The organism is Enhygromyxa salina (genome assembly GCF_000737335.2).
Lineage (GTDB): Bacteria > Myxococcota_A > Polyangia > Nannocystales > Nannocystaceae > Plesiocystis > Plesiocystis salina_C.
On the sequence record NZ_JMCC02000089.1, the window covers coordinates 11,772 to 38,291 of the forward strand.

The following is a 26,520-nucleotide window of genomic DNA, read 5'->3' on the forward strand; positions in this document are numbered from 1 at the left end:
CTCGAACACCGCAGGGCCGCCGGGGTGTCACCGCGTCGCTTCGTTCTTTCGATTCGCCTCGCGCCGGCGGGCGCGGCTACACTGCGCGAGCGGTGGCCAACCCAGCCCAGCGAGCGAGCCTGCTCACGGCCCTGATGCTCGTGGGCGCGCCTGGCTGCGGCGGCGACGAGGGGGGCGGCGAGGCTGCCGGCGAGAGCGCAGCGGGCAGCACCGGCGAAGACGAGGCAGAAGCCGAGACCGGGGAGATCACCGCGGCGCCGGGCGACAGCTGCGACGCCGCCGTGCTCGTCAAGGCACCCACCACCTTCACCTCGAGCTTGCGCCACGCGACCCCATCGATCCTCGACCCGGGCTTCGCGGCCAGCTGCGGCGCGACGGGCCCAGTCGTGTACCTGCGGTTGGAGCTCGAGGCCCGCGCCGACCTCACGATCCACGCCCGCGGCCGCGCCTTCACCCCGCGGCTCGCCGTGTTGTTGCCTGGCTGCGTGTCCGCCCAAGCCGACCCCGATCGCCTGCTCGGCTGCGTGGTCGGGCCGGTCCCACAGACCTTCATGGACATGGGCCCCGGCGCGGAGCTGCTGCTCACGGTTGGGATCCCAGACGGCGACCCGGCGCTCGAGCTGCCCGCGGCCGCCGCTGGCGAGCCGGATCCCCTCGACTTCGAGCTCGAGGTCGAGCTCCGTGCGGTGCTCGACGAGGGCCAAGCCTGCGGGTCGGGCCAGGGGCGATGCGCGTCCGGGACGGTGTGCCTCGTCAGCGAGGAAGACGGCTTCGAGGTCGAGCGTTGCCACCGCCCGCCCGCCGACAGCTGCGTCGCGCCGGGGCAGCTAGCGTTGCCCGAGCCGGGGGCCGGGATCGAGATCACGATCGAACCCGAGGAACCACACAGCGACGCGCACGAGCACACCTGCACCGGCTGGCGGCGGCCCGATCGCGTCGAGCAACTGATGCTACCCGCGACGCTGCCCGACGGCGCCGCGCTGGTGGTTCGCGCCGATGATCCACGGGTTGGCCTCGCCCTGCGTGACTCGAGCTGCCTGCCCGAGCTCGAGCTGAGCTGCTCACCCGCGATCCCAACGGCGATGCAGACCCTGCTCACATGGGGCGGCAACGGCGAGCTCTCCGCGTTGGCCGCGACCGGCGACGCGCCGCTGCTGTTCATCGAGCTACCGCGCGCCGACACCGAGACTGACCCGATCGAGGCGATCTCGGTGAGCGTGGAGATCGCGTCCAATTGAGCTGCCCCAGCGCGTAGCACTGGGCTCATGCCCATCGGTTGACGGCCCGTTCAACCCGCCCCTATCCTGCGCCACTCTCGACCGCCGAATCCGCGGTGATCGACCCCAGGAGCATGCAGTCTCACATGTCACGAAGCCTATTCACCAGCGAGTCCGTCACCGAAGGACACCCCGATAAGATCTGCGACAAGGTCAGCGACGCGATCCTCGACGCGATCATTGCCGACGATCCCTCCTGTCGGGTCGCCTGCGAGACCATGGTGAAGACTGGCTTCGTCGTCGTCGGCGGCGAGATCACCACCTCGACCTACGTCAACATCCCCAAGATCGTCCGCGAGACCGTCACGGAGATCGGCTACGTCAGCTCGGACATGGGCTTCGATGGTCACTCCTGCGGCGTGCTGGTTGCGATCGAGGCCCAGAGCCCCGACATCAACCAGGGTGTGGACCGCAGCGAAGGTGATCAGGGCGCCGGCGATCAGGGCATGATGTTCGGTTACGCGTGTCGCGAGACCGAAGTGCTGATGCCGCTGCCGATCTACCTCGCGCACAAGCTGACCGAGCGCCTGAGCCAGGTCCGCAAGCAGGACGCCAGCACGTTCCTGCGCCCCGACGGCAAGAGCCAGGTCTCGATCGTGTACGAGGGCGACAAGCCCGTCGCGATCGACACCGTGGTCGTCTCGACCCAGCACTCGGAGTCGGTCTCGCACGAGCGCCTGACGGAGTTCGTGATCGAAGAGGTCATCAAGCCGGTGCTGCCGGCCGAGCTGCTGATCAAGCCCACGTACCACATCAACCCAACCGGTCGGTTCGTGATCGGTGGGCCCATGGGTGACGCCGGCCTGACCGGGCGCAAGATCATCGTTGACACCTACGGCGGCATGGGCCGTCACGGCGGCGGCGCGTTCTCGGGCAAGGATCCCTCCAAGGTCGATCGCAGCGCGGCCTACTACGCGCGCTACATCGCCAAGAACCTGGTCGCGGCCGCGCTCTGCGATCGCTGCGAGGTCCAGCTCGCCTACGCGATCGGCGTGGCCGAGCCGGTCAGCATTCGCGTCGAGAGCTTCGGCACCGGCAAGGTCTCCGACGAGAAGCTCGCGCAGATCGTCCGGGCCAACTTTGACGCGCGACCGGCCAAGCTGATCGCCGAGCTGGATCTGCTCAAGCCGATCTTCAAGAAGACCGCCGCGTACGGCCACTTCGGCCGCGAGGGCTTCGCTTGGGAAGCCACGAACAAGGCCGAGGCGCTGAAGTCCTCCGTCTGATCGGGACCCTCTTCGTCAATCGGCGCTCTCGGACTCGTCCGGGGGCGCTTTTTTTGACCCCCCCGGCCGGTTTCGCACTTCGCAGGTCACTCGCTTCGCTCGCTCCCGGAGGGGCGTTTGTTCGCGGCGGTATGTGTGGCCCCCTCGAAGGGGGCTTCCTGTTTTGACCCCCACGGCCGGTTTCGCACTTCGCAGGTCACTCGCTTCGCTCGCTCCCGGAGGGGCGTTTGTTCGCGGCGGTATGTGTGGCCCCCTCGAAGGGGGCTTCCTGTTTTGACCCCCACGGCCGGTTTCGCACTTCGCAGGTCACTCGCTTCGCTCGCTCCCGGAGGGGCGTTTGTTCGCGGCGGTATGTGTGGCCCCCTCGAAGGGGGCTTCCTGTTTTGACCCCCACGGCCGGTTTCGCACTTCGCAGGTCACTCGCTTCGCTCGCTCCCGGGGGGGATGTTTGTTCGCGGCGGTATGTGTGGCCCCCTCGAAGCCCTCGAAGCGGGCTTCCGATTTACTTGGGCGCGGGCTGCTCGGCGAGCAGATCAGCAAAGCGCGCCAGCAAGCCGTGGGTCTCGAGCGAGGGCCGCAAGATGTCGAGCACCGCGTCGAGCTCGCTGGCGTAGCGGTCGCGGTAGTGCAGCACCCGCTTGCGGTTGTCTGCTTCGGTCAGCTCGGGGTGAAACTGGGTGGCCCACACGGGGGCGTCGCCGAAGCGCGCGGCCTGGAACGGGCTGCGCTCGCTGCCAGCGAGATGCCGCGCGCACGCGGGCAGCCGCGTGACGTGATCTTTGTGGCCCTGCTGGGCCGCGAAGCGCTCGGACAAGTGCCCAAACAGCTCGTCGCTGCCCGCGTGGGGGGTGAGCACGACCTCGTAGGTGCCAACCTCGGCTCGGTTCGCGTCGTGGGCGACCTCGCCGCCAAGCGCGAGCGAGAGCGCCTGAAACCCAAAGCAGGACGCGAACACTGGAAACCCCCGCGTCGCGGTCTCACCAAGAAAGTCGAGCATCGAGCGGATCGGCGCGACATCGTCGAGGACCGAATACTCGCCCGACCCGCCCACCAGCACCGCGTCAAAGCGCTCGTAAATGCTGGCGTCCAGGTGATCGTTGAGCACATCGAGGGCGTGAACCTGGCTGGGCTCGACGTCGAGCCGGTCCACGAAGCACTCGACCTCGTGGGCCCGGACCATGTCGCTGGGGTTGCGGATCTGCAGCAAGCAAAAGCGTAGGTCGCTCCTCACCGAGGCGGTGTACCAGCACGGCCAGCTTCCGAACAGGGCTCACGCTCGCAGGTCGACCAGACGCGCTAGTGGGGGTCAAAGAGCTCGCTGCCCTCGGTGTTCCGCAAGCGGGCGAGAAGCCCTTGCCCGAGCTCAAAACACTTTCGTGCTATTGATCCGCAGTGCTGGCCCAGCTCGGGATCGCCGGTGTCGCGTACAACCTCGTCGTGGCGATCGTCTACGCCTACGACAAGCGGCAAGCAAAGCGCGGCGGTTGGCGAGTCTCCGAGCGTGCGTTGCTCGGGCTCGCGTCTGTAGGCGGCGCCGCCGGTGCGCTGGTGGGGATGCACGCCAGCCGCCACAAGACCCGCAAGCCCCGATTCAGCGTGGGGGTGCCGCTCTTGCTCGTCGTTCAGATCGGCGGCGTGGGAGCGTGGCTCTACCTGCGCTAGCGCGATCCCTGCAACGGCCCCAAGCGCAGCGGTCCGATACTCGGGGCCATGAGCTTGGACGAGTCGAGCATCCGGGTGTGGCCGGAGACGGCCGCTGCTTCACTGTCGTACGTGCTGCGGACGGATGTCATGTACGCGATGCCGCGACCGGGCTGACTGCGGCTATTGCTTGGTACCGAACGCGCCCTCCATGAGCTCTTGGTCGTAGCCAACAACCCGCTCGGAGGTCGCGTAGACGTACAGGGCCGTGTCGTAGACCGAGCTGGCGACCGAGAACAGCAGCGCGACGCTGACGTAGCCGAACACCGCGAAGCCGAACGGGATCCACAGCAGGTTGCCGGTGCTGAACACCGTGAACAGCCCGGCGGTGAACACCGTGACCCCGAAGATGCTCAGGCTCTGCATCCAGCCGAAGCCGATCTGCTTGACCAGGCTCTCGCCCCAGGTCTTCTTGAACAGCCCGGCCGAGGTCTTGAAGCCGTCGATCGGGCCGACTCCCTCGTAGACCATGGCCGGGACCACGAAGGCGGTGAGGATCTCCCACAACCCGCCGAGCACGCCCTCGAGCGTGCGGATCACGATCTTGCCGATCGCCCCGAATTTCTCGGCGATCTGGCGCAGCGCGAGCAGGATCATGCCAACGGTCGCGCGCGCCAGCGCCCAGCCAAGGATCTGCAGCAGGCGCGAGAACGCGAAGCGGATCGACTCGCCGAAGGTCGCGTCGCCGCCCTCGAACCGGACCTTGGTGGTGTAGGTGATGCAGACCTTGGTGAAGGTCCCGATGAAGGCGAGGCCCAGGTACAGCAAGAAGCAGAAGATCCAGTCGACGACCGTCATCTGCTCGACGTCCGCGCTGCCGGTCTCCATGGCGACGGACGCGTAGGGCCAGACCACCGCCAAGATCCAGCCGATCGACAAGACCCCGCCGATCAACGCGAACAGCAGCAGCTCCTTGTCCTTGTCGATCACGGAGAAGGAGCGCTTTGTCAGATTCCAGGAGCGGGACAGTGTGCTGAACATGATGACCTCGCAGCGACGCTGCCGGGCGAGCATATCGGAGTTCGGCGGCCCCCGTCACGCCACACGAATCGCGGGAACAGATTGCAGCTCCGCCACCCCGCGCCGCCCGTGAGGTCGGGCTGCTCGCGACCAAGTCCACGCGTTCGGGTAGGCTGAGCGGGATGTCGGCGTCGAACCAACTGCTCGACGGCGTAGCCAAGCGCCGCGAGGCCGCGTCTGCGATCCAGCGAGGTCAGCACGAACACGCGATCGCGGCGTTGCGCGAGGCGGCGCAGATCTACGCGACGCTGGGTGAAGATCCTGCCCAAGCGGAGGCCCTCGACGCGCTCTCGAATTTGCTGCGTACAAACGGTCGAGTCGCCGAAGCCCTGCCACCCGCCGAGCAGGCCCTGCAGCTCGTCACCAAGCTCGCCCACGACGACGCACCGCGCCACCTGGCCCTGCTCGCGCGCTTGACTGACAACCTTGGACGCTGCTGTCAGCAGCTGCGCCAGTTCCAGCGCGCCGCGGCTGCCTATGAACAGGCAGCGGCTGGCTACGCGATCCTGGCCAATTTGCCCGGATCTGGGGGATCGGATAGCGACCGGCTTCAGCTCGCCGAGGTGATGTCACGGCACGCGCTCGCGCTCGCCCAGATCGGCCAGCTCGACCAGGCATACGCCGTCGCAACCGCGTTCGTCGAGCACGGTCGCGAGCTGCTCCCGCGCTCGCTGCCGCTGCTCACTGGCGGTCTGTTGTTCATGGCCGATCTCGCCGGAGATCTCGGCCGCCCGAGCGAGCGCGTCACGCATCTGCGCGATGGCGTCCAGCTGCTCGAGCGCGCGATCAAAGCCGGGCTACCTGGCGCGAGCGAAGCTGCCGCGCGCATGCACGCTGCCCTGCGCGAAGCAGTGGCCGACCCCTCATAGCCCAAACCCACCCATCGCCAGCTTCACGAACGCGTCGACGCCCCGGCGACCGACCAGCTTGGCCGCGCCACCAAGCAGCTTGCCAAAGTGCCGCTCGACCCCCGCGAGCTCGAGCGCGAGGGTGTCACCACCCTCAAAGGGCCCGCTCAGCTGCGCCGCGCTGACCCGACGGACCAAGAGCTCCACGAGCTCCGCGATCCCAGCCATCTTGGCGTAGTTGAGGCGATCCGGCGTGTCAGTGGGCATGTGGTAGTGCTGCCAGCGGCCGCAGGACAAAAACAGGAACGGCCGCTCATGGGCTCGAAATACGTGGTGATCCGAAAGATCCCCAACGTAGCGGTTGAGCACCGGCTGAACCCGCACGCTGTCGCTGACGCCGGCCAGGTCGATCACGAGCTCGGGGTCGCTCTCCATTCCGGTGACGAACACGAGATCCTCGATCCCCGGCACGGGCACGTCGTGGCCAACCAGATCCAAGACGACAGCGCAGTGGACCGGGCCACGGCGCTGGTGGTGGTACCAGTGGATCGACCCCATCGCTGGGCTGAGGTAGTGGGGCGGCTCCTCGCCGTCGAACAGGGCGATCACCACGCCGCGCGGGGCGGGCTCGGCCCGGAGCTGCTCGGCGACACGTAGCGCGATCGCGATCGCGGCGGCGTTGTCGTCGGCCCCCGGCAGCGGGCCGCAGGTGTCGTAGTGGGCGGCGAGCACGATCGGCGCTAGCTCGGGCTGGGTGCCCGGTGCCACCCCGATCACGTTGCACAGCCGCGCTCCCGAAGCTGCGTAGGGCAGCTCGAAGCGCTCGCCGTAGGGATCGAGACCGAGCCCCGCGAGCCGCTCGGCGAGGTAGCCGCGAGCTTGTTCGTGGCCAGCAGTGCCGACCATCCGGCCGGCAGCGGTGGCCAGGGTGATGACGTCGTGACGGAGTGCGTGGGTGTTCATGGAATTTGGCCTCTGGTTCGGTCTGGGGTGGATTCAGCGGACTTACTCTGTAAGCTTACGGTGTAAGTTTACAGAGTAAGTCTTCCGTGTCAAGCCTGTTCTCAGCTCGCGAGACCCCTCGCCCGAGCTGACAGGAACCAACGGTCATGGTCGCCAAGGGCCTCACTCGCGCCAGCATCATCGACGCCGCGATCGACATCATCGACGCCGAGGGCCTCGACGCGCTCTCGATGCGCGCGCTCGGACGTGCGTGCGGCGTGAAGGCGATGTCGCTATACCGCTACATCGCCAACAAAGAGGAGCTGCTCGACGCGGTGCAAGAGGGAATCATCGCGCAGATGCAGCTGCCCAAGCGGCGGCGCGCGTGGCTGGGGCTGATCGAAGCCGCGGCACGCGAGCTGCGTCGGGTGCTCGCGGAGCACCCCAACGCGATCCCGCTGTTCGTGCGCCCGGCCGCGACCACCGGCGCGTTCGTGGCCCTCGAGCAAGTCTGGCGGGTCTTGATCGCCGCCGGCTTTGACGAGGCCGACGCGCTCCGGGCCGTGCAGTCGATGCTGGCCTTCGTGGTCGGGCAGGCGCTGTGGCAGTTCACGCCCGAGGGCGAGCGGCAGGCCGACGACGAGTTCGAGTTCGGGCTCGAGGTCATGCTGCTCGGGCTCCAAGCCAAGCTTTCCTAGACCCTTTAGACCCCCACATACGCCTTCGCACTTCGCGGTCACTCGCTTCGCTCGCTCCCAAGGGGGCGTTTGGTCGCAGGGGTATGTGTGGCCCCCTGCAAGGGGGCTCTCGTCTGGCCACCTGCTGCCACCGGGTACCTCTCCAATCACGTGTCCTTTGGATTCCCCACATACTCCTTCGCACTTCGCGGTGACTGTTTAGACCCCCACATACTCCTTCGCACTTCGCGGTCACTCGCTTCGCTCGCTCCCAAGGGGGCGTTTGGTCGCAGGGGTATGTGTGGCCCCCTGCAAGGGGGCTCTCGTCTGGCCACCTGCTGCCACCGGGTACCTCTCCAATCACGTGTCCTTTGGACTCCCCACATACACCTTCGCACTTTTTAGACCCCCCACATACACCTTCACACTTCGCGGTCACTCGCTTCGCTCGCTCCCAAGGGGGCGTTTGGTCGCAGGGGTATGTGTGGCCCCCTGCAAGGGGGCTCTCGTCTGGCCACCTGCTGCCACCGGGTACCTCTCCAATCACGTGTCCTTTGGACTCCCCACATAAACCTTCGCACCGTGCGGTCACAGCAGCCCGCGCTGATCCGCGTCGAACAGACCGCCTCGCTCCTCGCTAGCGCCGACGCTTGACTTGCTTGTCGAGCCGCCGCGAGGTCTCGCCGGTCTCGACCATCTTGCGCAGCACCTGCTCCATCTCGCGGGCGAAGATCAACCGCACCGACTCGGGCCCGGTCGCTCGCAGCTCGCGAAACGCGTCGCTGATCCCCGTGACCGAGTCGCCCTGGCCAAAGCCGTCGCCCGCGTGCTCGGCGAAGAACCCGGCGAGCTCCTTCGCGGCCTTGGCCAGGTGCTTTTGCAAGATCCCAGAAGCGCCAGTCGCAACCTCGACGCTCACGCCGGCGTCGTCGAGCCGCGCGGCGACCTGCAACAAGCCCGGACTCGGGGCGAGGTAGGCGTCGTTGTGCTGCTCGAGCGTGCCCGCGCGAACCAGCTCGGCGATGAAGCCCGGCCGACGCTCGCCGATCAAGTCCTCGAGCTGCGCCCGGCTCAACAGCTTGGGCGCGTCGTCGACCCATGCGGAGGACAGCTGCTCTTCGAGGCCGAGCCACTCGTGCAGGACCACGTCGCCGCGCTCGACCTGGGTGACGAGATCCTTGATCGCCCGCATCCGCAGCCCGCGATCTTGCATCTTGCCGATCAGCTCGAGCCGCTCGATGTGCTGCGGCCCGTAGTACGCGATGCGCCCGACCTTCTCGGGCTTGGGCAGCACACCCGACGATTGATAGAAGCGGATCGTGCGACTGGGGATGCTGGTCGCCGCAGCTAGATCGTCGATCGTGTACGACACCGCGGGCTCGGGCGCCTCGGGCTCGCCCGCCTCGCTCGGCTCGAGCTCGGGCACAGGGTCGCCACGCCGGGCGGCGCGACGCTTTGCCCGACGGGTGCTGCTGGGCTTGCTGGGTTTGCTGGGCTTGTCGGACACGGGAGGGTGCTTGCTCGGGCGCAGCGTAGCTGACGACACCGCCAGACCAAACGGCTCCGAAGATCAAAGCGACCGGGCGCGGCCAGTGACGAGGCGGCCCAAGTTCCGATCGAGCGGCCCGCTGGTGGGCCACTCTCGGTGTCCCGCTGGCGGGCCACCGTCCCGCTGGCGGGCCACCGATTTCCGGTGTTTTCTCGACATCCTTGACCAATTGCCGTGGCACGTCGCTTGCGTTGGTGGTGCGTCACGATGCCAAGCACACTGCACCAAGGGGTGAGCTCACTTTTCTGTGATGACTCGGCGCTCGCGTTTGACCTGCTGCGCTCGGTGTTTGGCATCGAGCTGCCGAAGCTCACGCAATACACGGATCGCAGGGGCGAACTCGATCGCTATCTCCCTCTCGTTGGCGACACGAAAGAGATCCGTGTAGACGTCGCCCTCTCCGCCGAGCTCGAGCGCCCAGAATATCGTCGGGATGGGATCGCGGTGATCGTCGAGGTTCAAAAGAAGATCAGCTCGGAAAAGCGGTGGCGGCTGTGGGTCTACTGGGCGTTGCTCGCTGAGCGCCTGCGCCGAAATACTGCGGTCATCGTGGTCCCACTCTCAAAGTCTGTGGCGCGTTGGTCGCGAGGGCTTGGGAAGCTAGAGATCCCCAGGCGTGAAGCTTTGCTGGTTCTCGACCACGAAAACATGCCGCGCATTACTGATCTCGCGCACGCCCGCGTTCGTCCCGCGATGACGGTGCTCTCGGCGGTGACTCATGCGATCAACGGCGAGTACGCGATCGCCCAAATTGCCCTCGATATGGCCCTGGAGCTCGCCGACGAACGCCGATCGCGTTACGCTGCGATCATTCTGAGCGCCGTCCCCGAACACGAACGCAACCGCATGTTGGAAGGCCTGAAGATGGAAGACCGCCACGAACTCACTGAACTCGAACTCAACAGCATCGCCTATCACGACGGCCTCGAGAACGGCAAGCTCGAGGGCAAGCTCGAGGGCAAGCTCGAGACCCTCGTCGGGCTCCTGTTCACGATCCTCGAGCTTCGGCAACTGCCGATCGATGCAGCTACGGGGGCCAAGGTTCGGGCCTGCAGCGATCCTGATCTACTCCAGCGTTGGGTCACGCGGGCCACACAAGCCAGCGCGACCGCGAGCATCTTCGACTGAGCCGCGAGCGGGTTGCCAGCCACCAAGGTCGCTCGATTTCTCGGCCAAGCAGTGGTGAACGGCAGCTAGTGCCCTCGAGGGCACTAGCTCCCACGTGAGTTCATGAGCTGGCCTGCGCGAACGAGCTCGCCTGTCCGCGCTCGTGCGGCAGCGGGCGGCTCAGCCTGCCGATCTGCGCCAGCGCCTGGATCAGCGTCCGACCCCAGGTATTCGTTCGGTACTCGACCCCGTGGGCCTCGCACACCGCCCGAACCTCGGGCGAGATCTCGCGCAGCCGGTTGGTTGGCAAGGTCGGAAACAGGTGGTGCTCGATCTGCCGCTCGAGCGCGCCACAGAACACCGAGACCAGCCACGGCACCTCGAAGTTGTTGGTCGCCTCCACCTGCATCGCGTAGCGCTCGCCCTTGCAGCGGGGGACCGTACCCGCTGGGTACGAGCGGGTCTGCTCGCCCACGTGGCCGCAGTGGATCGTTGCCGCCGAGTACACATTGCGCAGCAGCTCGGACAGCAGGTTACCGAGCACGGACTTGGCAAACACCAGCACGCCAAGCCACCAGCCAAACGCCAAGCTCGCGAGGGTTGGCCACAGCAGGTACTCCTTGGCGTAATAGGGCACGAACTTGCGCAGCGCTCGGCCGAATGCGTCACGCACGGACGCGGGCGATCGATCCTCGATGAAGTCGAACTCGCGCCCGTTCTTGTCGCCAGCGAGCACGTCCGAGACCCCCGTGAAGTGCAGGTTCATCGCGGCCGCGAAGCTGGGGAACACGAACAGCAGCGTGATCGGCAGCTGAAAATAGTGGACGAAGCGGTGCGGCGTCTGTTCGGTCAGGCGCACCGGCCCGAAGTTGATGTCGGCGTCGTGGCCGGCGACGTTGGTCAGGCCGTGGTGACGGCCGTTGTGCCCGCGGATCCACGACGCCTCGTCGATCGGGATCTGCCAGCGGTGCTGACGCGAGTGATACTTGTCCGCGCCGTCGATCCGATTGTAGGCGCCGTGCAGCGCGGCGTGGCCGATCTCGGTCGCCTGCAGCTGCTTGTAGGCCCACAGCGACACCACGCCGATCGTGAACAGCATCGGCCCGGGGCTGACCGCGATCAGCGTGCGGCCAGCGAACTCGGCGACGCGGGACAGCCGGTCGACGGTGCGGATATAGCGAAGATCTTCCTGGCCAACCTTGGCGCTCGTGCGTCGGCGGATCCCGTCGATCGCCTGTCCAAACGAGCGGAGGCGCTCGTCCTCGGACGCCCAAGTGGTCTCAGAGCTGGTCGTTTCGGTTGCGTACATTGTTCTGGCTGGTCTTTCGGTGGGTCGGCGTGCGCTCTCTGCACCACCGACTGTTCCACCTATAACCGTGACAGTGTTTACTGTCAAAGTATTTATGTCACGGTTACGACGCCGCTCGCCCCTCCCCAAGCGGCTAGCCCACCTCCCCCAAGCGGCTGGCCCGCCCCCGCCCAACTCGCCTATTCTCTCGGCCGCATGAGCGAGCCCCACCGCAAGGTCATCATCCTCGGCTCCGGCCCCGCCGGCTACACCGCCGCCATCTACACCGCGCGCGCGAACCTCGAGCCGCTGATCATCACGGGCAACGAGCCCGGCGGTCAGCTGATGACGACGACCGACGTCGAGAACTACCCGGGCTACCCCAAGGGCGTGACCGGCCCCGACATGATGGACGAGCTGCGCGAGCAAGCCGAGCGGTTTGGTACGCAGATCCACTACGACATGGGGACGCGCGTGGATCTGTCAAAGCGCCCGTTCGAGATCGAGGTCGACGGCGGCGAGCTGTTCACCTGCGACGCGCTGATCATCTCGACGGGCGCGACCGCCAAGTACCTGGGCCTGCCCAACGAGCAGCGCCTGCAAAAATCCGGCGGCGGGGTCACGGCCTGCGCGACCTGTGACGGTCACTTCTACTCGGGCCAAGAGGTCGCGGTGATCGGCGGCGGCGACACGGCGATGGAGGAGGCCCAGTTCCTCACTCGCATGTGCAAGAAGGTCCACCTGATCCACCGGCGCGACGAGTTTCGGGCCAGCCAGATCATGCAAAAGCGAACGCTCGAGAACCCCAAGATCGAGGTCCACTGGAACCGCGCGGTCAAGGACGTGCTCGGCAAGGATCGCGTGGAGGGCCTGCTGCTCGAGAACACCGTCGACGGCTCGACCGAAGAGCTGGTCTGCACGGGCTTGTTCTTGGCGATCGGGCACGTGCCCAACTCGAAGATCTTCGAGGGCCAGCTCGACATGGACGAGACCGGCTACCTCAAGGTCAAGCCTGGCACGACCTTCACCAACATCGAGGGCGTGTTCGCCTCGGGTGACGTCGCCGACCACGTGTACCGCCAAGCCGTGACCGCGGCGGGGACCGGCTGCATGGCGGCGATCGACGCCGAGCGCTGGTTGGCCGAGCAAGCGTCGTAGCGGCGTCTCGAGATCGCCCCGAAGCTCGGGGCGATGGGCGGTCGCCCTGCCGCTCGCCGACTGCGACGCCGCCGACCCCGAGCTTGGGGTGCGCCTGGAACCCGAACTGGGCCGCGACGCGAGCCTGCAATCGTATTGAGTCGCCGACCGAGAACTTGGTAGACTCTGCCCATGGTTCGCTTGACTCGTCTCGCATCGGTTGCATCCCTTGGCCTCGCGCTGGGCTGCGGCGATTCCTCTGGTTCAGAGGGCCGGACCACGGGCGCCTCCGCCTCGGAGACGGGCGTGACCACGATCGGTGACGCCAACGGCGACGGCGATACAGGTGACGGCGACACAGGCGACGGCGACACAGGCGACGGCGACACAGGCGACGGCGACACAGGCGACGGCGACCCAGACGATGGCGGGACCTCCAAGTTCGACCTTGGCACGATCCCCGACGCGGCCCACAACTGCGAGAACACCGGCGAAGACACCAAGTCGTACATCTGGATCGCCAACAGCAGCCAGAGCACCGTCTCGAAGATCAACACGCAGACGCTGGTCGAGGAGGCCCGCTACGCGACCCGCGACACCCCCGGCAACCCGTCGCGGACCTCGGTCGCGCTGTCCGGCAACGTCGCGGTCGCCAACCGCAGCGGCGGCGTGGCCAAGTTCATCTCGAACATCGAGGAGTGCGAAGACACCAACGGCGTGCCCGGCATCCAGACCTCGAGCGGCCCCAACGACGTGCTGCCATTCGGCCAAGACGAGTGCCTGTCGTGGTACACGCCGTTCAACTACACGACCCAGCGGCCGCTCGCGTGGGCCCAGGGCGACTTCAACGAGGGCAGCTGCAAGTACGAGAACGAGAAGCTGTGGACGGCCGGCAACATCGGCAACGCAGAGGTCGTGCTGATGGACGGCGACACCGGCGTCGTCGAAGAGACCGTGATCATCCCCAACGTGATCGGCTGGGCGGGCCTGTACGGCGGCGCCGTCGATGGGCTTGGCAACTTCTGGACGGTCGATCACAACTGGAACGGGGCGAGCACGCTGGTGTTCGTCGACCGCGAGATGTTCACCTACCAGACCTGGCCCGTGACCGGTCAGGTTCACTACGGGCTCGCGGTCGACTCCAAGGGCCGGGCGTGGCTGTGCGGTAGCGGTGGGGCGTCTCGCTTCGATCCCGAGACCGAGCAGTGGACCCACCTGCCGCCCGCGAATGGGGGCAGCGCGCTGGGCGGGTGCATGGAAGACGCCAACGGGGTGCTGTGGAACGCTCGCTACCCGGACGCGGTGCTGGTGGGGATCGATACGGACACCGTGCAGATCGTGCAGTCGATCAACATTCCTTCGTACGTGCATGGGGTGTCCATTGACTTCGAGGGGTATATTTGGGGGGTTGAGTTTGGCGGGGATGAGGCGTTTCGGGTCGATCCCGTCAACTTGACGATCGACACGGTTGGGGGACTGGTGGGCGCCTATACCTATAGCGACATGACTGGGTTTGCGCTGTCGGCCGCCGGAATTCCCAGTAACTGAGCAACGAGGTCGGGTTGGTGGTGCGACGTCGCACCACGGGCTCCAAGCCTAGCTGAGCATCGGAAGTGCTTACCACGCGAATCTCCTACGTAACGGTCATTCGCATGGTTTGTCGATGAACAGGGCCTCGAGCTGGACGCCGTCGTTGTCGATGTGGCCTCGTCGTTCGTAGGTCGAGAACACGAAGTCCGCGTCGAGGTCGGCCTGTGCGCTCACGGTGAAGGTGCAGTCTCCGAACTCATCGGGCTGGTTGTCGACGATCAGGTTGTAGTGAAATGCGTGGGCTTCGGTCTTTGCGAAGCCTGCCGCGAACCACATGGCGTTGAGGAACCACAAGCGTCCATCGTAGTAGCCAGGCTGTTCGGGGATCTCCATCCAGTCTCCGTGCCACGGCGCGCAGCGTCCGTCTGGCGCATCGTTGCAATCCAACGAGATGACGGGGGTCGGCCCGGCTTCGCCACTCGAAACCCCGTCTGGATGCGGGCATCGATGGGGGGCGTACGGATTCCCCTGGGAATCGAGCCCCTGTTCACGTGCCTCGGCAAACCACGCCAGGTTCGCGGCGACGATCACGTCGAGATCCGCGATGGCCTGGTCGATCTCCGCCTGCGGGTCCGCCACGTTGGTGGGGCCGCAGCCGTCGTCGGTCTCGCTGGTGTCGGTCTCGCTGGTCGCAGAGTCGCCGCCGCTGGTGCTGCCGTCGTCGCCGAGGTCCTCGCCAGACGCTCCGATCCCGCCGGGTGAGCACGCGAGCGCAGCCAAAGACAGCGAGAGCAGCAGCCGCCGTTCCATGCTCCGAGTGTACCCTTAGATTTCCGGGCGTCGATTCATCCTGCGGCTGACCACGGCAACGAGCACGCCGAAGCCGGCAGGCGCAGCGACGACGGCGACCAGCGCGAGCAACCCGAGCACGCAGGCGCCCGCCCATGTCGCCCCAGAGATCCGCGCGAGCAGGACCATTGCGAGCGCGACAGCCCACCAGTAGCGCGCGGCGAAATAGACGACGTGCCGGATGTTGATCAACCAAGTGGGCGGGGTCATCGACGAGGGTTCGGAGGCCATTCCGACAAAACATGGGCCGGGCGAGGCCATGGGGCAAGGCTCGTCGTGTACACCTGGTCACGCGCGCGGCTGTGCGGGCGGCCGCAGTTGATCGCGGAGATCCGCGCACACGCGCCCAGGGGCCCACGCCAGTGGGTTTTTTCCAGATTCGGCCACGCGTCGGCTACCCTGGCCGCTCATGACCTCGGGTCTGGAAGAATTTGGCATCGTCGATGATGACGCCCCGATCGCTCGCTCACCGGAGCTGACCGGCGGCAAGCCCGTCGACGACAGCGAGACGGACCCGGCGCTGGTCAAAAAGGCGCTGGAAGAGGTCAACCTGTTCACCGGCCTGCTGCCCACGCACTTGCAGCGGATCGCCAAGCTCGCCCGGGTCTACGAGTACGCCCGCAACGAGTACGTGTTTCGGCATGGCGACGACGGCGACGGGCTGTACCTGGTCTTGGATGGGGCGATTCGGATCTCGCGCAACATGGCGGGCATGGGCGAAGAGGCGCTCGCGGTCCTGCGCCCGGGCCAACACTTTGGCGAGATGTCGCTGATCGACGACGACATCCCGCGCTCGGCGGACGCCGTGTGTCACGAGAACGCGCGCCTGCTCAAGCTGCCCAAATTCGATCTTCGGGATCTGATGTTCGTCGACCGCGAGCTCGCGTACGAGCTCCTGTGGCGGTTCGTCCGGGGGCTCAGCGCGCGGCTGCGCGACTCGAACGACCGCTTGATGATGCTGACGGCGACCTCGAAATTCTGAGCCCGCGCACGGTACACCGGGTACGCTGGGCGGTAGACTGGCCTGGGTTCAGTCGTCTCGCATGGACTCAGCCGAACACGAGCAGCCGGACCCAGACGCGCCGGTCAAGCAGTCACACCTGCCGACCGAGGCGGTCCCGGTCGCGCGCGAAGCTGGCGGCGACCCGATGGCCTCGATCCGGCCAGAGGTCCCCGAGAGTGCGCCGCTCGTCACCGCGACCGTGGCCCTGTCGGAGCCGGCGGCCGGCCCGGGAGACTCGTCGGGCAACGAAGAGCTCGAGACGACCTTCAAACCACCGCCCGGTAGCCACGCTGGACCCGGCGAGCAGTCGCAGATCACCCACGACTCTGGGCCCTGCCTGATCCCGGTCAGCGAGGGCCCCAACGCAGGTGAGCAGTCGCAGCTCGACTCGCCCTATGTGCTGCTCGAGCAGATCGGCACCGGCGGCATGGGCGAGGTCTGGGAGGCCCGCCAGCGCTCGCTTGGGCGCCCGGTCGCGCTCAAGCGGCTGCGGGAGCGGCGGGGGATCCCGCGGATGATCCAGCAGCAGTTCGAGAGCGAGGCGCGGCTGACCGGGGCGCTCGACCACCCCAACATCGTGACCGTCTACGAGCTCGGCCGGGATCAGGCCGGGCGGGTGTTCTACACGATGAAGCTGATCGAGGGCACGGCGTGGCGCGACGTGATCTCGACCGGGCAGCGGCGCACGGGCGACGGCTCAATTGTCCAGGTCGAGCTCCGCGACCACCTCGACATCCTGATCGAGGCCAGCCAGGCGGTCGCGTTCGCGCACAGCCGCGGGATCATCCACCGCGACATCAAGCCGGCCAACGTGATGATCGGCGACTACGGCGAGGTGCTGCTGGTCGACTGGGGTCTCGCGGTCGCCCTGCGTCCGCTGCCCTCGCTGGGTGGGGTCCAGACGGGGACCTTGGCTTCGCTGCCCCGCGCGGCGCTGGTCTGCGGGACCCCGGCCTATATGTCGCCCGAGACCGCCAACGCCCAGCGCGACCGGATCGGGCCCGCGACCGACGTCTACTTGCTCGGCGCCGTGCTGTACCACGTGCTCTACGGTCGCCCGCCGCATCAGGGCAAGACCGTCAAGCAGGTGATCACCAAGGCCAAGGTCAACGCTTGGACCTACCCCTCGAAGATCAACGGCCGCCTCAAGCCCTGGGACGCCCTGCTGCGGCCCGTCCTCAACCGCGCGCTCGCCAGCGATCCCAAGCTGCGCTTCGCCGACGCTGGCGAGTTCGTCGACGCGCTGCGGCTGGCGCTCCGCAACTACGACTCGGCCAAGATCGCCAGCTTGGCGCAAGAGCAGCTCGACGCCTGGGTCGAGCGCGGCGCAGACGAGAACGATCCCTATCGCGCGCTCGCGGCCCTGATCGCGCGGCTCGAGGGGGCGCTCGAGTCGTGGCCCCGCAACCTCGCCGCTCGTCAGACCCTGGGTCAGGCCCAGCTCGAGTTCGCCAACTTGGCCCTGCGCAACGGTGACCTGGGCCTCGCCAAGCTCAGCATCGACGCCTACGAGCAGCTGCCCCCGCTGCCCGAAGACGAGCCCGAGCGCGTCAACCGACGCCTGACCCTGCACCCCGTCGACGGCACCCTGATCAGCGCGCCACGACCAACGGACTCGTTGATCGCGGCTGGCACCTCCAACCAATTCAGCAGCGCCGCAGAGCTCGCGACTGGTTCCCCCAGCGGCAAGCGGGAGCTCGCGCGCACGCTCGGGGCCTCGCGCGCGGGTGAGATCCACGTCGAAGACAGCGGTGATACCCGCGCTCGCCTCGGTCGCAGCAACGAAGACGTCGGGCTGGCCAGCGTTGCGAGCGTTCAGATTCAACAGGTCAGCACCGCGGAGATCCGTGACGACGCGCTCGAGCTCGCCGCCACCGCCGGTCGCTTGCGCCGCCAGCTGAGCGAGCGCGAGCAGCTGGTCAAGAAACGTCGGCGCAAGCTGTGGTGGGCCGGCGCGCTCGCGGGGGTGTTGGCGGTCAGCGTGCTGGTGGTCCTCGTGGGTGGCCGCATGGTGCTCGCGCGCGAGCGCGACCGGGCCCGAGCGGAGCGCGACACGATCTCCAAGGTCCTGCTCAACGAGACCGCCAACAGCGTGGAGGGCCAGCTCGAGCTCCACTACGGGCCGATCCACGGCGCGCTGATGACCGCGGCCTGGTGGGCGAGCGACGGCAGCTTCGACCTCGATGATCCGCGCTTGCTCAATCGCTACTTCATGCCGCTGCTCAACGGCCTCGAGACCGCGAGCTCGGTCCTGTGGGCCGACGCCGAGGGCAACGAGTACATGTTGCTGCGCGAGCCCAGCGGCTGGCGCACGCGCAGCACCGTCGCGGGTGGCGAGCACGAGCAACGTTCGTGGACCGCCCGCGGTGAGCTGCTCGACCAGGCTCCCAACCAAGGTCCACCCTACGATCCCCACACGCGCCCGTGGTACCAAGGCGGCGACGGGCTGCGCGAGCAGGCCCGCCAGGCCGTCAGCGCCGCCAAGCCACGCCCGATCTTCTGGACGGAGCCCTACCGGTTCTTCACCACCCAGGAGCTGGGGATCTCGGTCTCGACGCCCGTGACCAGCGCCAGCGGGCGCGAGTTCGTGATCGCGTTCGACGTCAAGCTCGACGACATCTCGCGGATCACCCGAAGCCTCCCCGAGGGCATCGAGCGAGGTCAGGTGTTCGTGCTCGACGAGCAGCTGCGCGTGCTCGGGCTCCCCCGTGAAGCCGTCCCCGCCTCGGGCGATCCCAACGAGCTCTTGCTCGAGCCGATCACCGAGCTCGAGGCCGCCCCGCTCTCGCGCGCGGCCGTGCTCGAGTGGAGCGAGCTCGGTCGCGTGTCGGATCCGTTTGTCCTCGACTACGTCCCCGGCCAGCTCGGGGTGAGCGACCTCGAGCGCTACTGGGTCAGCCTGCGCCTGGTCGAACGCGAAGATCGGCCAAAGCTGTGGATCGGCGTTGTTGTGCCCGAGTCACACTTTCTCGAGCGGTGAGAACGTCAGTTTGTCCACTTGGCGAAGCGCTTGGTCAGCGTCCGCTCGTCTTGGCGCGTGTAGTCGCCAATGATCTCGCGCTCGACCAGGCGAGACAGCGAACCATAGTGTTTGCGCAGGCGACCCACGAAGTTGGCGGGCGCGGCGATGTACAGCTTGCGAAACTCCCCCGCAGACTGGCCGCGACGCAGTCGTTCGACCAATTCGCGGACAAACCGACGCTCTTCCTCCGCATGGGCGCCGCTCATGTCGACGTGCAGATGCGCGTTTGAATCGGTCGGATTTAAGCGCTCGCGCGCCTCGGGATGCTCGAGCTGTTCTATCTCTTCGAGCGTGGGCTCGAGCTTTGTGCCCCCCACTTTGTATAGATGGGCTTGGCCTTGATCAGCGACAACAAACAGGGTCGGAATCATTCACACCTCCAGTGCTCTGATTGTCGGGTCCTCGATTGCGCAGAGGCAAGATAATTCGTAGTGCCAATTCGAGCTCGCGCCGCGCTCGCCAAGTCAAGAACCGCGCCAAGCTCGAGACGCCCCCCAGAAACGCTGAACGGAACCGAACTAAGCTAAAAGCAGCACCAATAAAAAATTAGTCACTCACTGATGCGCACGCTGAATCGCGGTGAAGCGTCTCGCACAATCAGGCGGCGCAGCCCGGCGCTGCGCGCGTCAGTCCGTCGCATCGAGCGGTCCGTCGAGCACCGCAATGTCAACAAACGCTTCGGTGCTCAACTCGACAAAGGTCAGCGCGGTTCGAACTTTGCCATCGGCGGACACGGCATCGTGTGCCATCGCTTCGATCGCGGGACCAAGCAGACGGATCATCTCGGGGATGTCGACGCGCCAGCGGCCATGCTCGCCATCGCCCTCGCGCTGCTCTTTGCGGAGCCACACCACTGGCTCACCGTCCAGACGGATCTGCGCGTGCTCGCCCGTGTCGTCGAGCCACACGTCATCGAGCACGATGTCCTCGATCTGTTCGCCGACCAAGCCCGCCGTCACGGCCCGCTCGAACAAGCCGAGGCCGTCGAGCGACTCGAGCTGCTCGCGGGTGATCTGCGTGCGGATCTGCAAGATCAGCATCACGCTCATCAGATCCCAGGCTTCGAGCTGCTCACGCGTCGCTCGCAGCGCGGCGACGCGCAGATCTTCGTAGTAGCCAAAGGTGTCGCTGACGACCCACTCGCTCGCGGCCTTGGGATCGTGAGCGCTGAGGGCCGCGGCGTAGTGACGCACGCTCTCGCGGATCGCCTCGTACTCGACCAGCGGATCTGAATCAGCATCGGTCGGCGTGGGCTCGGGCTCGGGCGCCTCGAGGATCACAGTGGGCTTGCACCCGCTGACCAGCACCAGTGAGAGCAGCCCTGCTCGAGTGATCGCGTTCACAAGACCTCGTCGAGCGCTCGCACGAGGCGGTCGACCTCGTCGAGGGTGTTGTAGTGGACCATGCTGACCCGCACGACCCCTTCGGCCTGGGTCAGCCCCAGGGCCTCGATCCCTCGCCGCGCGTAGAAATCTCCCCAGCGGATCGCTAGCTTGTGCGGATCGAGCAGCGGCGGGATCTCGCTGGCTTTGCGGCCGTCCACGGTGAACGCGATCGTTGGCACGCGCACGCTTGGATCGCTGGACGGCGGGCCGATGATCTTCACGCGTGGGTGGTCGCGCAAGAACGCGAGCAGGCGCTCGGCGAGCTGGGCCTCGTGCGCGGCGAACAACTCGAAGCTGCGCGCGAAGCCCTGGCGATCGCTGGCCGCGGGCCGCTCGTGGTGGTGCGCGTCGACGACCGACAGATAGTCACCGATCCCAACGAGGCCCGCGCACAGCTCATGGTTGGCGTTGCCCGGCTCGAGCTTGTAGGGCACCTGCTGTTCGCCAACGAAGTAGTGATTTTGCCCGCGCGCGGCCTCGAGCAGCGCCCGCCGACCCCACAGCAAGCCCAGGTGCGGACCGTAGACCTTGTAGAGGCTGAGCAGGTAGTAGTCGACGTCGAGCGCGGCCACGTCGACCAAGCGATGCGGCGCGTAGGCGACCCCGTCCACGCACAGCTGCGCGCCCGCTTGGTGGACCGCCGCCGCGATCGCGTTGACGTTGTGGATGCGCCCGACCACGTTGGCGCAGTGGGTCATGCAGACCAAGCGGACCCGCTCGTCGAGCAGCGGCGTGAGATCTTCGAGCTCGAGCGCCGCTGTCTCGGGGCGCAGGCGCCACGTCAGCACCTCGATCCCACCCTCGGCGAGCGCGGCCCATGGACCAATGTTCGCCTCGTGATCGAGCTCGCTGACGATCACCTTGTCGCCGTCGCGCCACAGCGGGCGCAGGGCCATGGCCAAGATCTTGGCGTTGAGCGTTGTCGAGGGGCCGATCACGACCTCGCCCGACTGCGCACCCACGAGCCGCTCGGCGAACTCGTGGGCCTCGGTCACGATCTGCGTGGCCCGCTGCGACAGCGGATAGCTCGCCCCGAGCTGGACCATGTAGCGGCGCAGATAGTCGGCCACCCGGGTCTGAACCTGCTGCGGCGTGACGGAGCCGCCGGCGTTGTCCATCAGCGCCCAGTCGGGCCAGTGCTGGGTCAGCGCCGGAAACTGCGAGCGGACGAAGTCGACGTCGAGCGCGGGCACCTGCTCATCGTACACCTTGGCCACCGCGGGCTCGTCGGCTCGTCGGCTCACAGATCCGGCAACACGCCGATGCCAACTTCGTCCGCCTTGGGCGGCTCGCTCGGCTTGGGCGGCTCGCTCGGCTTGGGCTTCGCGGCCGGCTGCGACGGCGAAACAACTGGCTTGGGCGCGCGCGCGCGTGGCCGTGGCCGTGGCCGCGGCGTCGTCGTCTCCCAGCCAGTGGCGCTCGGATCGACGTCGAGCTCGGGGTGCACCTCGAATACTGGCTCTTGCGACTCGAACTCGTCCGGCCTCGGGGCAGGCGCAGGCGCAGGAGTTTCATGGATCACCCGAGCAACCCCATGAATGTCGGCGGCGTCTGGCAGCGTCGCGACGTCCGGCACCTCTTGCGGCTCTGGCTCTGGCTCTGGCTCGATAGCGGGCGCAGACCTGCGAGTGGGGGTGGGCGCGGGCATCGTCGCGGCGCCACTGGGCCGGCCGTGCGCGCTCACGCCCTCGAAGCGCGCGCGCGCGTCCATGACCTTGGCGACGTAGTTCTGGCTGTAGTCCGGGAACGTCTCGCCAGCCTCGACCCAGCGCTTCACGTTGCCGGGGCCAGCGTGGTAGGCCGCGACGGCCTGCTGCTCATCACCGAATTTCGCGATCATCTCTGCGAGGTAGAGCGAGCCTGCGCGGACGTTGAAGGCGGGGTCGTAGGCGTGGGCGCTGCGTTCGCCCATGCGCTTGGCCAAGTACGCGGCGGTCGCCGGCATCAGCTGCATCAACCCGCGCGCCCCCGCCGGCGACTTCGCCTGGGGATCAAAGCGACTCTCGACCCAGATCACCGCGTTGATCAGCGTCGGATCCACGCCGTGCTCGCTCGCCGCTCGCTCGACGATGTCCTGAACCGCGAGGATCCTCGCGCGCTCGTTGTCACTAAACGCCTCGAACGCCCCCGCTGGTTTGCCAGCGCCCTGCCCCGCGGGCACGGCGCTCGGCTGCGTGGTCGAGGCCCCACCTGCCACGCATCCGCCGAGCGCGAGAATCACGCCGGCCGTAGCGATACCGAGGACCAAGCCAACATGGATGTTTGGGGACCGCATCCCCGCCACACTAAGGAAGGTCGCGGGATCACCGAATTTATCGACAAACCGCACCGCTCCTAAACATCTGCGCCCTGTCTGTTCCCGCTGGCGGCTGCTGGGGGGTCTGAAGGAACCCCCACTTGACCGGCGCTGGCAGATCCATATCCTTCGCTCCCCCGCGCCTCCGCGGTGGCCCCGGGACCTGGGTCGACGTCCCCGCCGAGACGAGCGCATCGTCGATGAAGAGTGACGACAGTGAGCGATCAAGCCATCATCAAGACCGGCGGCAAGCAGTACCGCGTCGCCGTGGGCGACAAGCTGCGTATCGAAAAGCTCTCCGCCGAAGTCGGCGGGGCCATCGAGTTCGGCGAGGTTCTTCTCGTTGGCTCCGGCGACGACGCCCGGATCGGCACACCGCTCGTCGCGGGCGCCAAGGTCAGCGGCCTCGTGAAGTCCCACGGACGCGGCAAAAAGCTGATCGTCTACAAGTTTCGTCGCCGCAAGAACTACCGGCGCAAGAACGGGCACCGACAGTCCTACACCGAGGTCGAGATCACCGGGATCTCCGCCTGACTTAGAAAGGCAGCACCGAAATGGCACACAAAAAAGGCCAGGGCTCGATCAAGAACGGCCGCGACTCCAACGCCCAACGGCGCGGGGTCAAGATCTACGGCGGCCAGGTCGTTCGCGCCGGTAACATCATCGTTCGGCAGGTCGGTTCGACCTTCTGGGCTGGCGAGGGCGTCAGTCGCGGACGCGACTTCACCTTGTTCGCCACGCGCGACGGGGTCGTCCGTTTCCACAAGAGTGGCAGCAAGGCGCAGCGCCGCAGCTACATCTCGGTGGACGCGGTCGCCCAAGAGCTCGAAGCCGCCGCGGAGTAACGCCGCTGCGCACCACTCTCACTGGCCCTCCGACTCCGGTCGTGAGGGCCTTTGACGTTTCGGACTACTCTATACCGTAGGAGTCGCGCGCCCCCCGAAGTCCGCTCAATCGCGGTGACGCAGGTGCCGTCGCCGCCGCTCCTCCCCCTCTGGATATCTCTCATGCGCTTCATCGATCGTGTTCGCATTCAAGTTCGTGCCGGCGACGGCGGCGATGGAGCGGTCGCGTGGCGCCGTGAGGCCCACGTGCCCAAGGGCGGCCCTGCCGGCGGTGACGGTGGTGACGGCGGCGACGTCTGCCTGGTCGTCGACGCCCAGCTCTCGACCTTGCTCGAGCTCAAGTATCGCCAGCACCACGACGCCGAGAGCGGCCGCCCCGGCGGCGGCGCCAGCAAGAACGGCCGCGGCGGCGAGCTGCTCGAGATCCGCGTGCCGCTTGGCACCGCGGTCTACTACGAGGGCGAAGCCACCGCGCACGGGGAGCCCCCGCCGTGGCACGAGGACGCGCCGGACGGGATCACCCTCGAGGCAGACGACGACGACGATGATGGCGACGAGGGCATGCAGAACCTGTGGGTCGTTGGCGATCGGGTCATCGATCACGATCCAAGCGACGACGATGACGACGTCGCGGACAGCGATGACAACACGGAGGCCGGTGACGACGCCCCCGCAGACACTGGGGCCGGGGCCGGGGCCCAACCCGGTGGCCCCACCCTGATCCCCACCATGATGGAGTTTGGCGAGCTCGACGAGCAACGCCTCGAGCTGATCGAGCTTGGCGCCCCGCCCGAGGTCGTCGCCGCGGGCGAGACGATCTCCGGCGGTGCCCAGCGCCGAAACATCCGCCCACGCAAGCGCTCCGGCCGGCGCGACGAGCCCCCCAGCTTCGAGCCTGGCGAGCTGATCTGCGACCTCGATCACGACGGCGAGCGCGTGCTGATCGCCCGCGGCGGCCGTGGCGGGCGCGGCAACGTCCACTTCCGGTCTTCGACCAATCGCTCACCCGATCGCGCCGAGCCAGGCACCGCCGGTCAGGGGATGTGGCTGCGCCTCGAGCTCAAGCTGCTCGCGGACGTCGGCATCGTTGGCTACCCCAACGTCGGCAAGTCCACCTTGATCAGCAGGATCTCGCGCGCGCGCCCGGAGATCGGCGCGTACCCGTTCACAACCCTGACGCCGCAGCTTGGCGTGGTCAGCCTGCCTGGTGATGATCACCGCCACCGCAGCATGGTCGTCGCCGACGTGCCCGGCCTGGTCGACGGGGCCAGCGAGGGTCGTGGACTCGGTCACGAATTTCTGCGCCACCTCGAGCGCACCCGCGTGCTCCTGCACTTGCTCGCCCCCGATCCAACCCCCGGGCGCGAGCTGCTCCGGGATCTCGACGCGCTCGAGGGTGAGCTGCGCCGCTACGGCCCGATGTTCGAAGGCCGCCCGCGCGTGGTCGCGCTCAACAAGATCGACACGGACGAAGGGCGCGAGCTGATCAAGCAAACTCGCAAGGCGCTTCGCAAGCGCAACATCCCGCTGTTTGCGATCAGCGCCGTGACGGGCGAGGGGACCGACGCGCTGCTCGAAGCGCTGTGGCGACGCCTGCAGCTTGGCAACGCTTGACCCTCGAGCTTCGTCGGCGACCGCCAAGCCCAAGCCGTGACACGTCGCGCAGCCTCCATGGCCGGGCCCTTCGGTTCCTTCACCACAATTCGCGCCGCCAAACAGTTGGCCCCAGGCCGGCCTGATCCGGCGCACGACGGCACTGAACGGCCGCTCTCGATCATTGCCTCAATGCTGATCAGGGCCGCTTGGCGGCTGGCGAGGCCCGAGTCGCCCTGATACCGTTGGGGGGTGTCGCGTTCCAGTTGGAACTCTCGTCCGTGGGCATGGCTCGCGGTGTTGACGTTGGCTTTCGTGGTCTCGCTATCGGGCTCGCTCACCTCGGTGAGTCACGCCGCGCCGCCTCCGGCGACCGGTCAAGCGATCCCGCCGGATGATCTTCCGCAGAACCAGCCCACCGCAGAGCCAGAGCCGCCGGCCGAAGACGACGACGCGGCGGATCTGTTTCAGACCACCGAGACCCCCGATGGCGTCGACTCCAGTCGCCGCGAGAGCGAGATCTACGGCGCGCGCATCGACGGCCTGCAGGGCGAGGTCGATGACCTCAAAGAGCGGATCTTTCGCAGCAAGGCGCGGCTGTCGGTGCTCAAAGAGACCGTGCTGCACGGCGTGCTCGCGGGCAGCCGGGTGATCATCGCGCATCGCAACTTGATGGGCTCGCAGTTTCGGCTCACGAAGCTCGCGGTGATCCTCGACGGCGCGCAGATTTACGCGCGCACCGACGACAGCGGCACCCTCGACCAAGAGGACGAGCTGACCGTGCTCGACGGCAACATCGTCCCCGGGCCACACACGATCACCGTCGAGCTCACCTACCAAGGCCAAGGCTTTGGCGTGTTCAGCTACCTCAACGGCTACACCTTCGAGAGCCGCAGCTCGCACAACTTCACCGCCCCCGAGAATGGCTCGGTCCGGCTGCTGAGCTCCGGCTTCGAGAAGGGCAACGTGACCACCGAGATGAAGGATCGGCCCAGCATCGACTGGCAAGAGATCCCCCTCGACGCGTCGGGCAAGCCGCTTCCCCAGGTCCAGCGCAAGCCCAGCAAGTCGCCGAGCAAGTCCAAGTCCAAGTCCAAGTCCAAGCCCGCGACCAAGAAGCCGTCCGAGCCGGCAAGCCCCACGCCCACCGCCAACAAGCCCGCTCAAAAACCCGCCGCTCAAAAGCCCGCCGCGCAAAAGCCTGCCGCTGGCGACTGAGCCCCGC

The 26,520-nt window shown here is 67.1% G+C and carries 24 protein-coding genes and 2 pseudogenes; 15 read left to right on the plus strand and 11 right to left on the minus strand.

Features of this window, described 5'->3' with window-relative positions:
- Positions 1 to 92 precede the first annotated feature (92 nt).
- A complete protein-coding gene (locus DB30_RS28965) occupies positions 93 to 1,238 on the plus strand; it encodes a hypothetical protein (protein ID WP_052555004.1) in 1,146 nt (381 codons plus the stop codon).
- A 125-nt stretch (positions 1,239 to 1,363) separates the two neighbouring features.
- Positions 1,364 to 2,503, plus strand: a complete 1,140-nt coding sequence (gene metK / locus DB30_RS28970; RefSeq protein WP_052555005.1) for a methionine adenosyltransferase — start codon at positions 1,364 to 1,366, stop codon at positions 2,501 to 2,503.
- A gap of 502 nt (positions 2,504 to 3,005) precedes the next feature.
- Here metK and DB30_RS28975 read toward each other — a convergent pair.
- Positions 3,006 to 3,734, minus strand: a complete 729-nt coding sequence (locus tag DB30_RS28975; protein WP_146661079.1) for a type 1 glutamine amidotransferase — start codon at positions 3,732 to 3,734, stop codon at positions 3,006 to 3,008.
- 161 nt (positions 3,735 to 3,895) lie between these two features.
- Here DB30_RS28975 and DB30_RS28980 point away from each other — a divergent pair, with 161 nt between their 5' ends.
- Positions 3,896 to 4,165 (plus strand): DUF1294 domain-containing protein, encoded by a 270-nt coding sequence (locus DB30_RS28980; protein ID WP_146661081.1) that lies wholly within the window; start codon positions 3,896 to 3,898, stop codon positions 4,163 to 4,165.
- Between the two features lie 162 nt (positions 4,166 to 4,327).
- Here the strand turns inward: DB30_RS28980 and DB30_RS28985 are convergent, their stop codons facing one another.
- Positions 4,328 to 5,134, minus strand: a complete 807-nt coding sequence (locus tag DB30_RS28985; RefSeq protein WP_146661083.1) for a DUF6159 family protein — start codon at positions 5,132 to 5,134, stop codon at positions 4,328 to 4,330.
- Positions 5,135 to 5,346: 212 nt separating this feature from the next.
- Here DB30_RS28985 and DB30_RS28990 point away from each other — a divergent pair, with 212 nt between their 5' ends.
- Positions 5,347 to 6,093: a tetratricopeptide repeat protein gene (locus DB30_RS28990; RefSeq protein ID WP_052555011.1), complete on the plus strand. Its 747-nt coding sequence runs from the start codon at positions 5,347 to 5,349 to the stop codon at positions 6,091 to 6,093.
- On the opposite strand, the gene DB30_RS28995 is transcribed toward DB30_RS28990, so the two are convergent.
- Positions 6,088 to 7,035 (minus strand): M28 family peptidase, encoded by a 948-nt coding sequence (locus DB30_RS28995; RefSeq protein WP_052555013.1) that lies wholly within the window; start codon positions 7,033 to 7,035, stop codon positions 6,088 to 6,090. The two genes, DB30_RS28990 and DB30_RS28995, sit on opposite strands and share 6 nt — an antisense overlap.
- 146 nt (positions 7,036 to 7,181) lie before the next feature.
- On the opposite strand from DB30_RS28995, the gene DB30_RS29000 reads away from it, so the two are divergent.
- Positions 7,182 to 7,712, plus strand: coding sequence for a TetR/AcrR family transcriptional regulator C-terminal domain-containing protein (locus DB30_RS29000; RefSeq protein WP_052555015.1), 531 nt, complete (start codon positions 7,182 to 7,184; stop codon positions 7,710 to 7,712).
- Positions 7,713 to 8,328: 616 nt separating this feature from the next.
- Here DB30_RS29000 and DB30_RS29005 read toward each other — a convergent pair.
- Positions 8,329 to 9,198, minus strand: coding sequence for a MerR family transcriptional regulator (locus DB30_RS29005; protein ID WP_052555018.1), 870 nt, complete (start codon positions 9,196 to 9,198; stop codon positions 8,329 to 8,331).
- Between the two features lie 273 nt (positions 9,199 to 9,471).
- On the opposite strand from DB30_RS29005, the gene DB30_RS29010 reads away from it, so the two are divergent.
- Complete coding sequence (locus tag DB30_RS29010; protein WP_240480353.1) at positions 9,472 to 10,368, plus strand: hypothetical protein; 897 nt, start codon at positions 9,472 to 9,474, stop codon at positions 10,366 to 10,368.
- A gap of 100 nt (positions 10,369 to 10,468) precedes the next feature.
- Here DB30_RS29010 and DB30_RS29015 read toward each other — a convergent pair whose 3' ends face one another.
- Positions 10,469 to 11,656 carry a fatty acid desaturase family protein gene (locus DB30_RS29015; RefSeq protein ID WP_052555022.1) on the minus strand — a complete coding sequence of 396 codons (1,188 nt, stop codon included), beginning with the start codon at positions 11,654 to 11,656 and terminating at the stop codon, positions 10,469 to 10,471.
- Between the two features lie 195 nt (positions 11,657 to 11,851).
- Between DB30_RS29015 and trxB the strand changes: the two genes are divergently transcribed.
- Together trxB and DB30_RS29025 are read left to right on the plus strand one after the other, a co-directional pair.
- Positions 11,852 to 12,793 carry a thioredoxin-disulfide reductase gene (gene trxB, locus DB30_RS29020; RefSeq protein WP_052555024.1) on the plus strand — a complete coding sequence of 314 codons (942 nt, stop codon included), beginning with the start codon at positions 11,852 to 11,854 and terminating at the stop codon, positions 12,791 to 12,793.
- Between the two features lie 171 nt (positions 12,794 to 12,964).
- Entirely contained in the window at positions 12,965 to 14,320 is a 1,356-nt protein-coding gene (locus tag DB30_RS29025; RefSeq protein ID WP_146661086.1) for an NHL repeat-containing protein, read from the plus strand.
- 96 nt (positions 14,321 to 14,416) lie between these two features.
- Here the strand turns inward: DB30_RS29025 and DB30_RS29030 are convergent, their stop codons facing one another.
- On the minus strand, positions 14,417 to 15,112 hold the full coding sequence (locus tag DB30_RS29030; protein WP_052555028.1) for a hypothetical protein: 696 nt from the start codon (positions 15,110 to 15,112) through the stop codon (positions 14,417 to 14,419).
- A 15-nt stretch (positions 15,113 to 15,127) separates the two neighbouring features.
- Positions 15,128 to 15,412, minus strand: a complete 285-nt coding sequence (locus DB30_RS29035; protein ID WP_146661087.1) for a hypothetical protein — start codon at positions 15,410 to 15,412, stop codon at positions 15,128 to 15,130.
- A 148-nt stretch (positions 15,413 to 15,560) separates the two neighbouring features.
- Here DB30_RS29035 and DB30_RS29040 point away from each other — a divergent pair, with 148 nt between their 5' ends.
- Together DB30_RS29040 and DB30_RS29045 are read left to right on the plus strand one after the other, a co-directional pair.
- Positions 15,561 to 16,133: a Crp/Fnr family transcriptional regulator gene (locus tag DB30_RS29040; RefSeq protein WP_146661088.1), complete on the plus strand. Its 573-nt coding sequence runs from the start codon at positions 15,561 to 15,563 to the stop codon at positions 16,131 to 16,133.
- A gap of 61 nt (positions 16,134 to 16,194) precedes the next feature.
- Entirely contained in the window at positions 16,195 to 19,134 is a 2,940-nt protein-coding gene (locus DB30_RS29045) for a protein kinase domain-containing protein (protein WP_052555034.1), read from the plus strand.
- 5 nt (positions 19,135 to 19,139) lie between these two features.
- On the opposite strand, the gene DB30_RS29050 is transcribed toward DB30_RS29045, so the two are convergent.
- The 4 genes from DB30_RS29050 to DB30_RS29065 all read right to left on the minus strand — a co-directional run bounded on the left by DB30_RS29050 (position 19,140) and on the right by DB30_RS29065 (position 22,836).
- Positions 19,140 to 19,547, minus strand: coding sequence for a host attachment protein (locus DB30_RS29050; protein WP_052555036.1), 408 nt, complete (start codon positions 19,545 to 19,547; stop codon positions 19,140 to 19,142).
- 255 nt (positions 19,548 to 19,802) lie between these two features.
- Positions 19,803 to 20,519, minus strand: coding sequence for a hypothetical protein (locus tag DB30_RS29055; RefSeq protein ID WP_052555038.1), 717 nt, complete (start codon positions 20,517 to 20,519; stop codon positions 19,803 to 19,805).
- Positions 20,516 to 21,778 (minus strand): cysteine desulfurase-like protein, encoded by a 1,263-nt coding sequence (locus DB30_RS29060; protein WP_240480355.1) that lies wholly within the window; start codon positions 21,776 to 21,778, stop codon positions 20,516 to 20,518. Before DB30_RS29060 ends, DB30_RS29055 begins: the two co-directional genes overlap by 4 nt.
- 23 nt (positions 21,779 to 21,801) lie before the next feature.
- Positions 21,802 to 22,836, minus strand: a complete 1,035-nt coding sequence (locus DB30_RS29065; protein ID WP_165703996.1) for a lytic transglycosylase domain-containing protein — start codon at positions 22,834 to 22,836, stop codon at positions 21,802 to 21,804.
- A 237-nt stretch (positions 22,837 to 23,073) separates the two neighbouring features.
- Between DB30_RS29065 and rplU the strand changes: the two genes are divergently transcribed.
- The 5 genes and pseudogenes from rplU (at position 23,074) to DB30_RS29090 (ending at position 26,513) form a co-directional block, all read left to right on the plus strand.
- On the plus strand, positions 23,074 to 23,391 hold the full coding sequence (rplU, locus tag DB30_RS29070) for a 50S ribosomal protein L21 (protein ID WP_052555042.1): 318 nt from the start codon (positions 23,074 to 23,076) through the stop codon (positions 23,389 to 23,391).
- Between the two features lie 20 nt (positions 23,392 to 23,411).
- Positions 23,412 to 23,702, plus strand: coding sequence for a 50S ribosomal protein L27 (gene rpmA / locus DB30_RS29075; RefSeq protein ID WP_052555044.1), 291 nt, complete (start codon positions 23,412 to 23,414; stop codon positions 23,700 to 23,702).
- 162 nt (positions 23,703 to 23,864) lie between these two features.
- Positions 23,865 to 24,152: pseudogene (locus DB30_RS29080) on the plus strand (GTPase ObgE); the annotation flags it as partial.
- A gap of 447 nt (positions 24,153 to 24,599) precedes the next feature.
- A pseudogene (locus tag DB30_RS29085) lies at positions 24,600 to 25,298 on the plus strand (Obg family GTPase); the annotation flags it as partial.
- A 312-nt stretch (positions 25,299 to 25,610) separates the two neighbouring features.
- A complete protein-coding gene (locus DB30_RS29090; RefSeq protein ID WP_146661090.1) occupies positions 25,611 to 26,513 on the plus strand; it encodes a hypothetical protein in 903 nt (300 codons plus the stop codon).
- Positions 26,514 to 26,520 lie beyond the last annotated feature (7 nt).

Coding starts and splice junctions, on each gene's coding strand:
- DB30_RS29035 (WP_146661087.1), bottom strand. CDS start 15,412: ATGGCCTCGCCCGGCCCATGTTTTGTCGGAATGGCCTCCGAACCCTCG.
- DB30_RS28990 (WP_052555011.1), top strand. CDS start 5,347: ATGTCGGCGTCGAACCAACTGCTCGACGGCGTAGCCAAGCGCCGCGAG.
- rpmA (WP_052555044.1), top strand. CDS start 23,412: ATGGCACACAAAAAAGGCCAGGGCTCGATCAAGAACGGCCGCGACTCC.
- DB30_RS29065 (WP_165703996.1), bottom strand. CDS start 22,836: ATGCGGTCCCCAAACATCCATGTTGGCTTGGTCCTCGGTATCGCTACG.
- DB30_RS29025 (WP_146661086.1), top strand. CDS start 12,965: ATGGTTCGCTTGACTCGTCTCGCATCGGTTGCATCCCTTGGCCTCGCG.
- DB30_RS29040 (WP_146661088.1), top strand. CDS start 15,561: ATGACCTCGGGTCTGGAAGAATTTGGCATCGTCGATGATGACGCCCCG.
- DB30_RS29050 (WP_052555036.1), bottom strand. CDS start 19,547: ATGATTCCGACCCTGTTTGTTGTCGCTGATCAAGGCCAAGCCCATCTA.
- DB30_RS29000 (WP_052555015.1), top strand. CDS start 7,182: ATGGTCGCCAAGGGCCTCACTCGCGCCAGCATCATCGACGCCGCGATC.
- DB30_RS28995 (WP_052555013.1), bottom strand. CDS start 7,035: ATGAACACCCACGCACTCCGTCACGACGTCATCACCCTGGCCACCGCT.
- metK (WP_052555005.1), top strand. CDS start 1,364: ATGTCACGAAGCCTATTCACCAGCGAGTCCGTCACCGAAGGACACCCC.
- DB30_RS29015 (WP_052555022.1), bottom strand. CDS start 11,656: ATGTACGCAACCGAAACGACCAGCTCTGAGACCACTTGGGCGTCCGAG.
- trxB (WP_052555024.1), top strand. CDS start 11,852: ATGAGCGAGCCCCACCGCAAGGTCATCATCCTCGGCTCCGGCCCCGCC.
- DB30_RS29045 (WP_052555034.1), top strand. CDS start 16,195: ATGGACTCAGCCGAACACGAGCAGCCGGACCCAGACGCGCCGGTCAAG.
- DB30_RS29030 (WP_052555028.1), bottom strand. CDS start 15,112: ATGGAACGGCGGCTGCTGCTCTCGCTGTCTTTGGCTGCGCTCGCGTGC.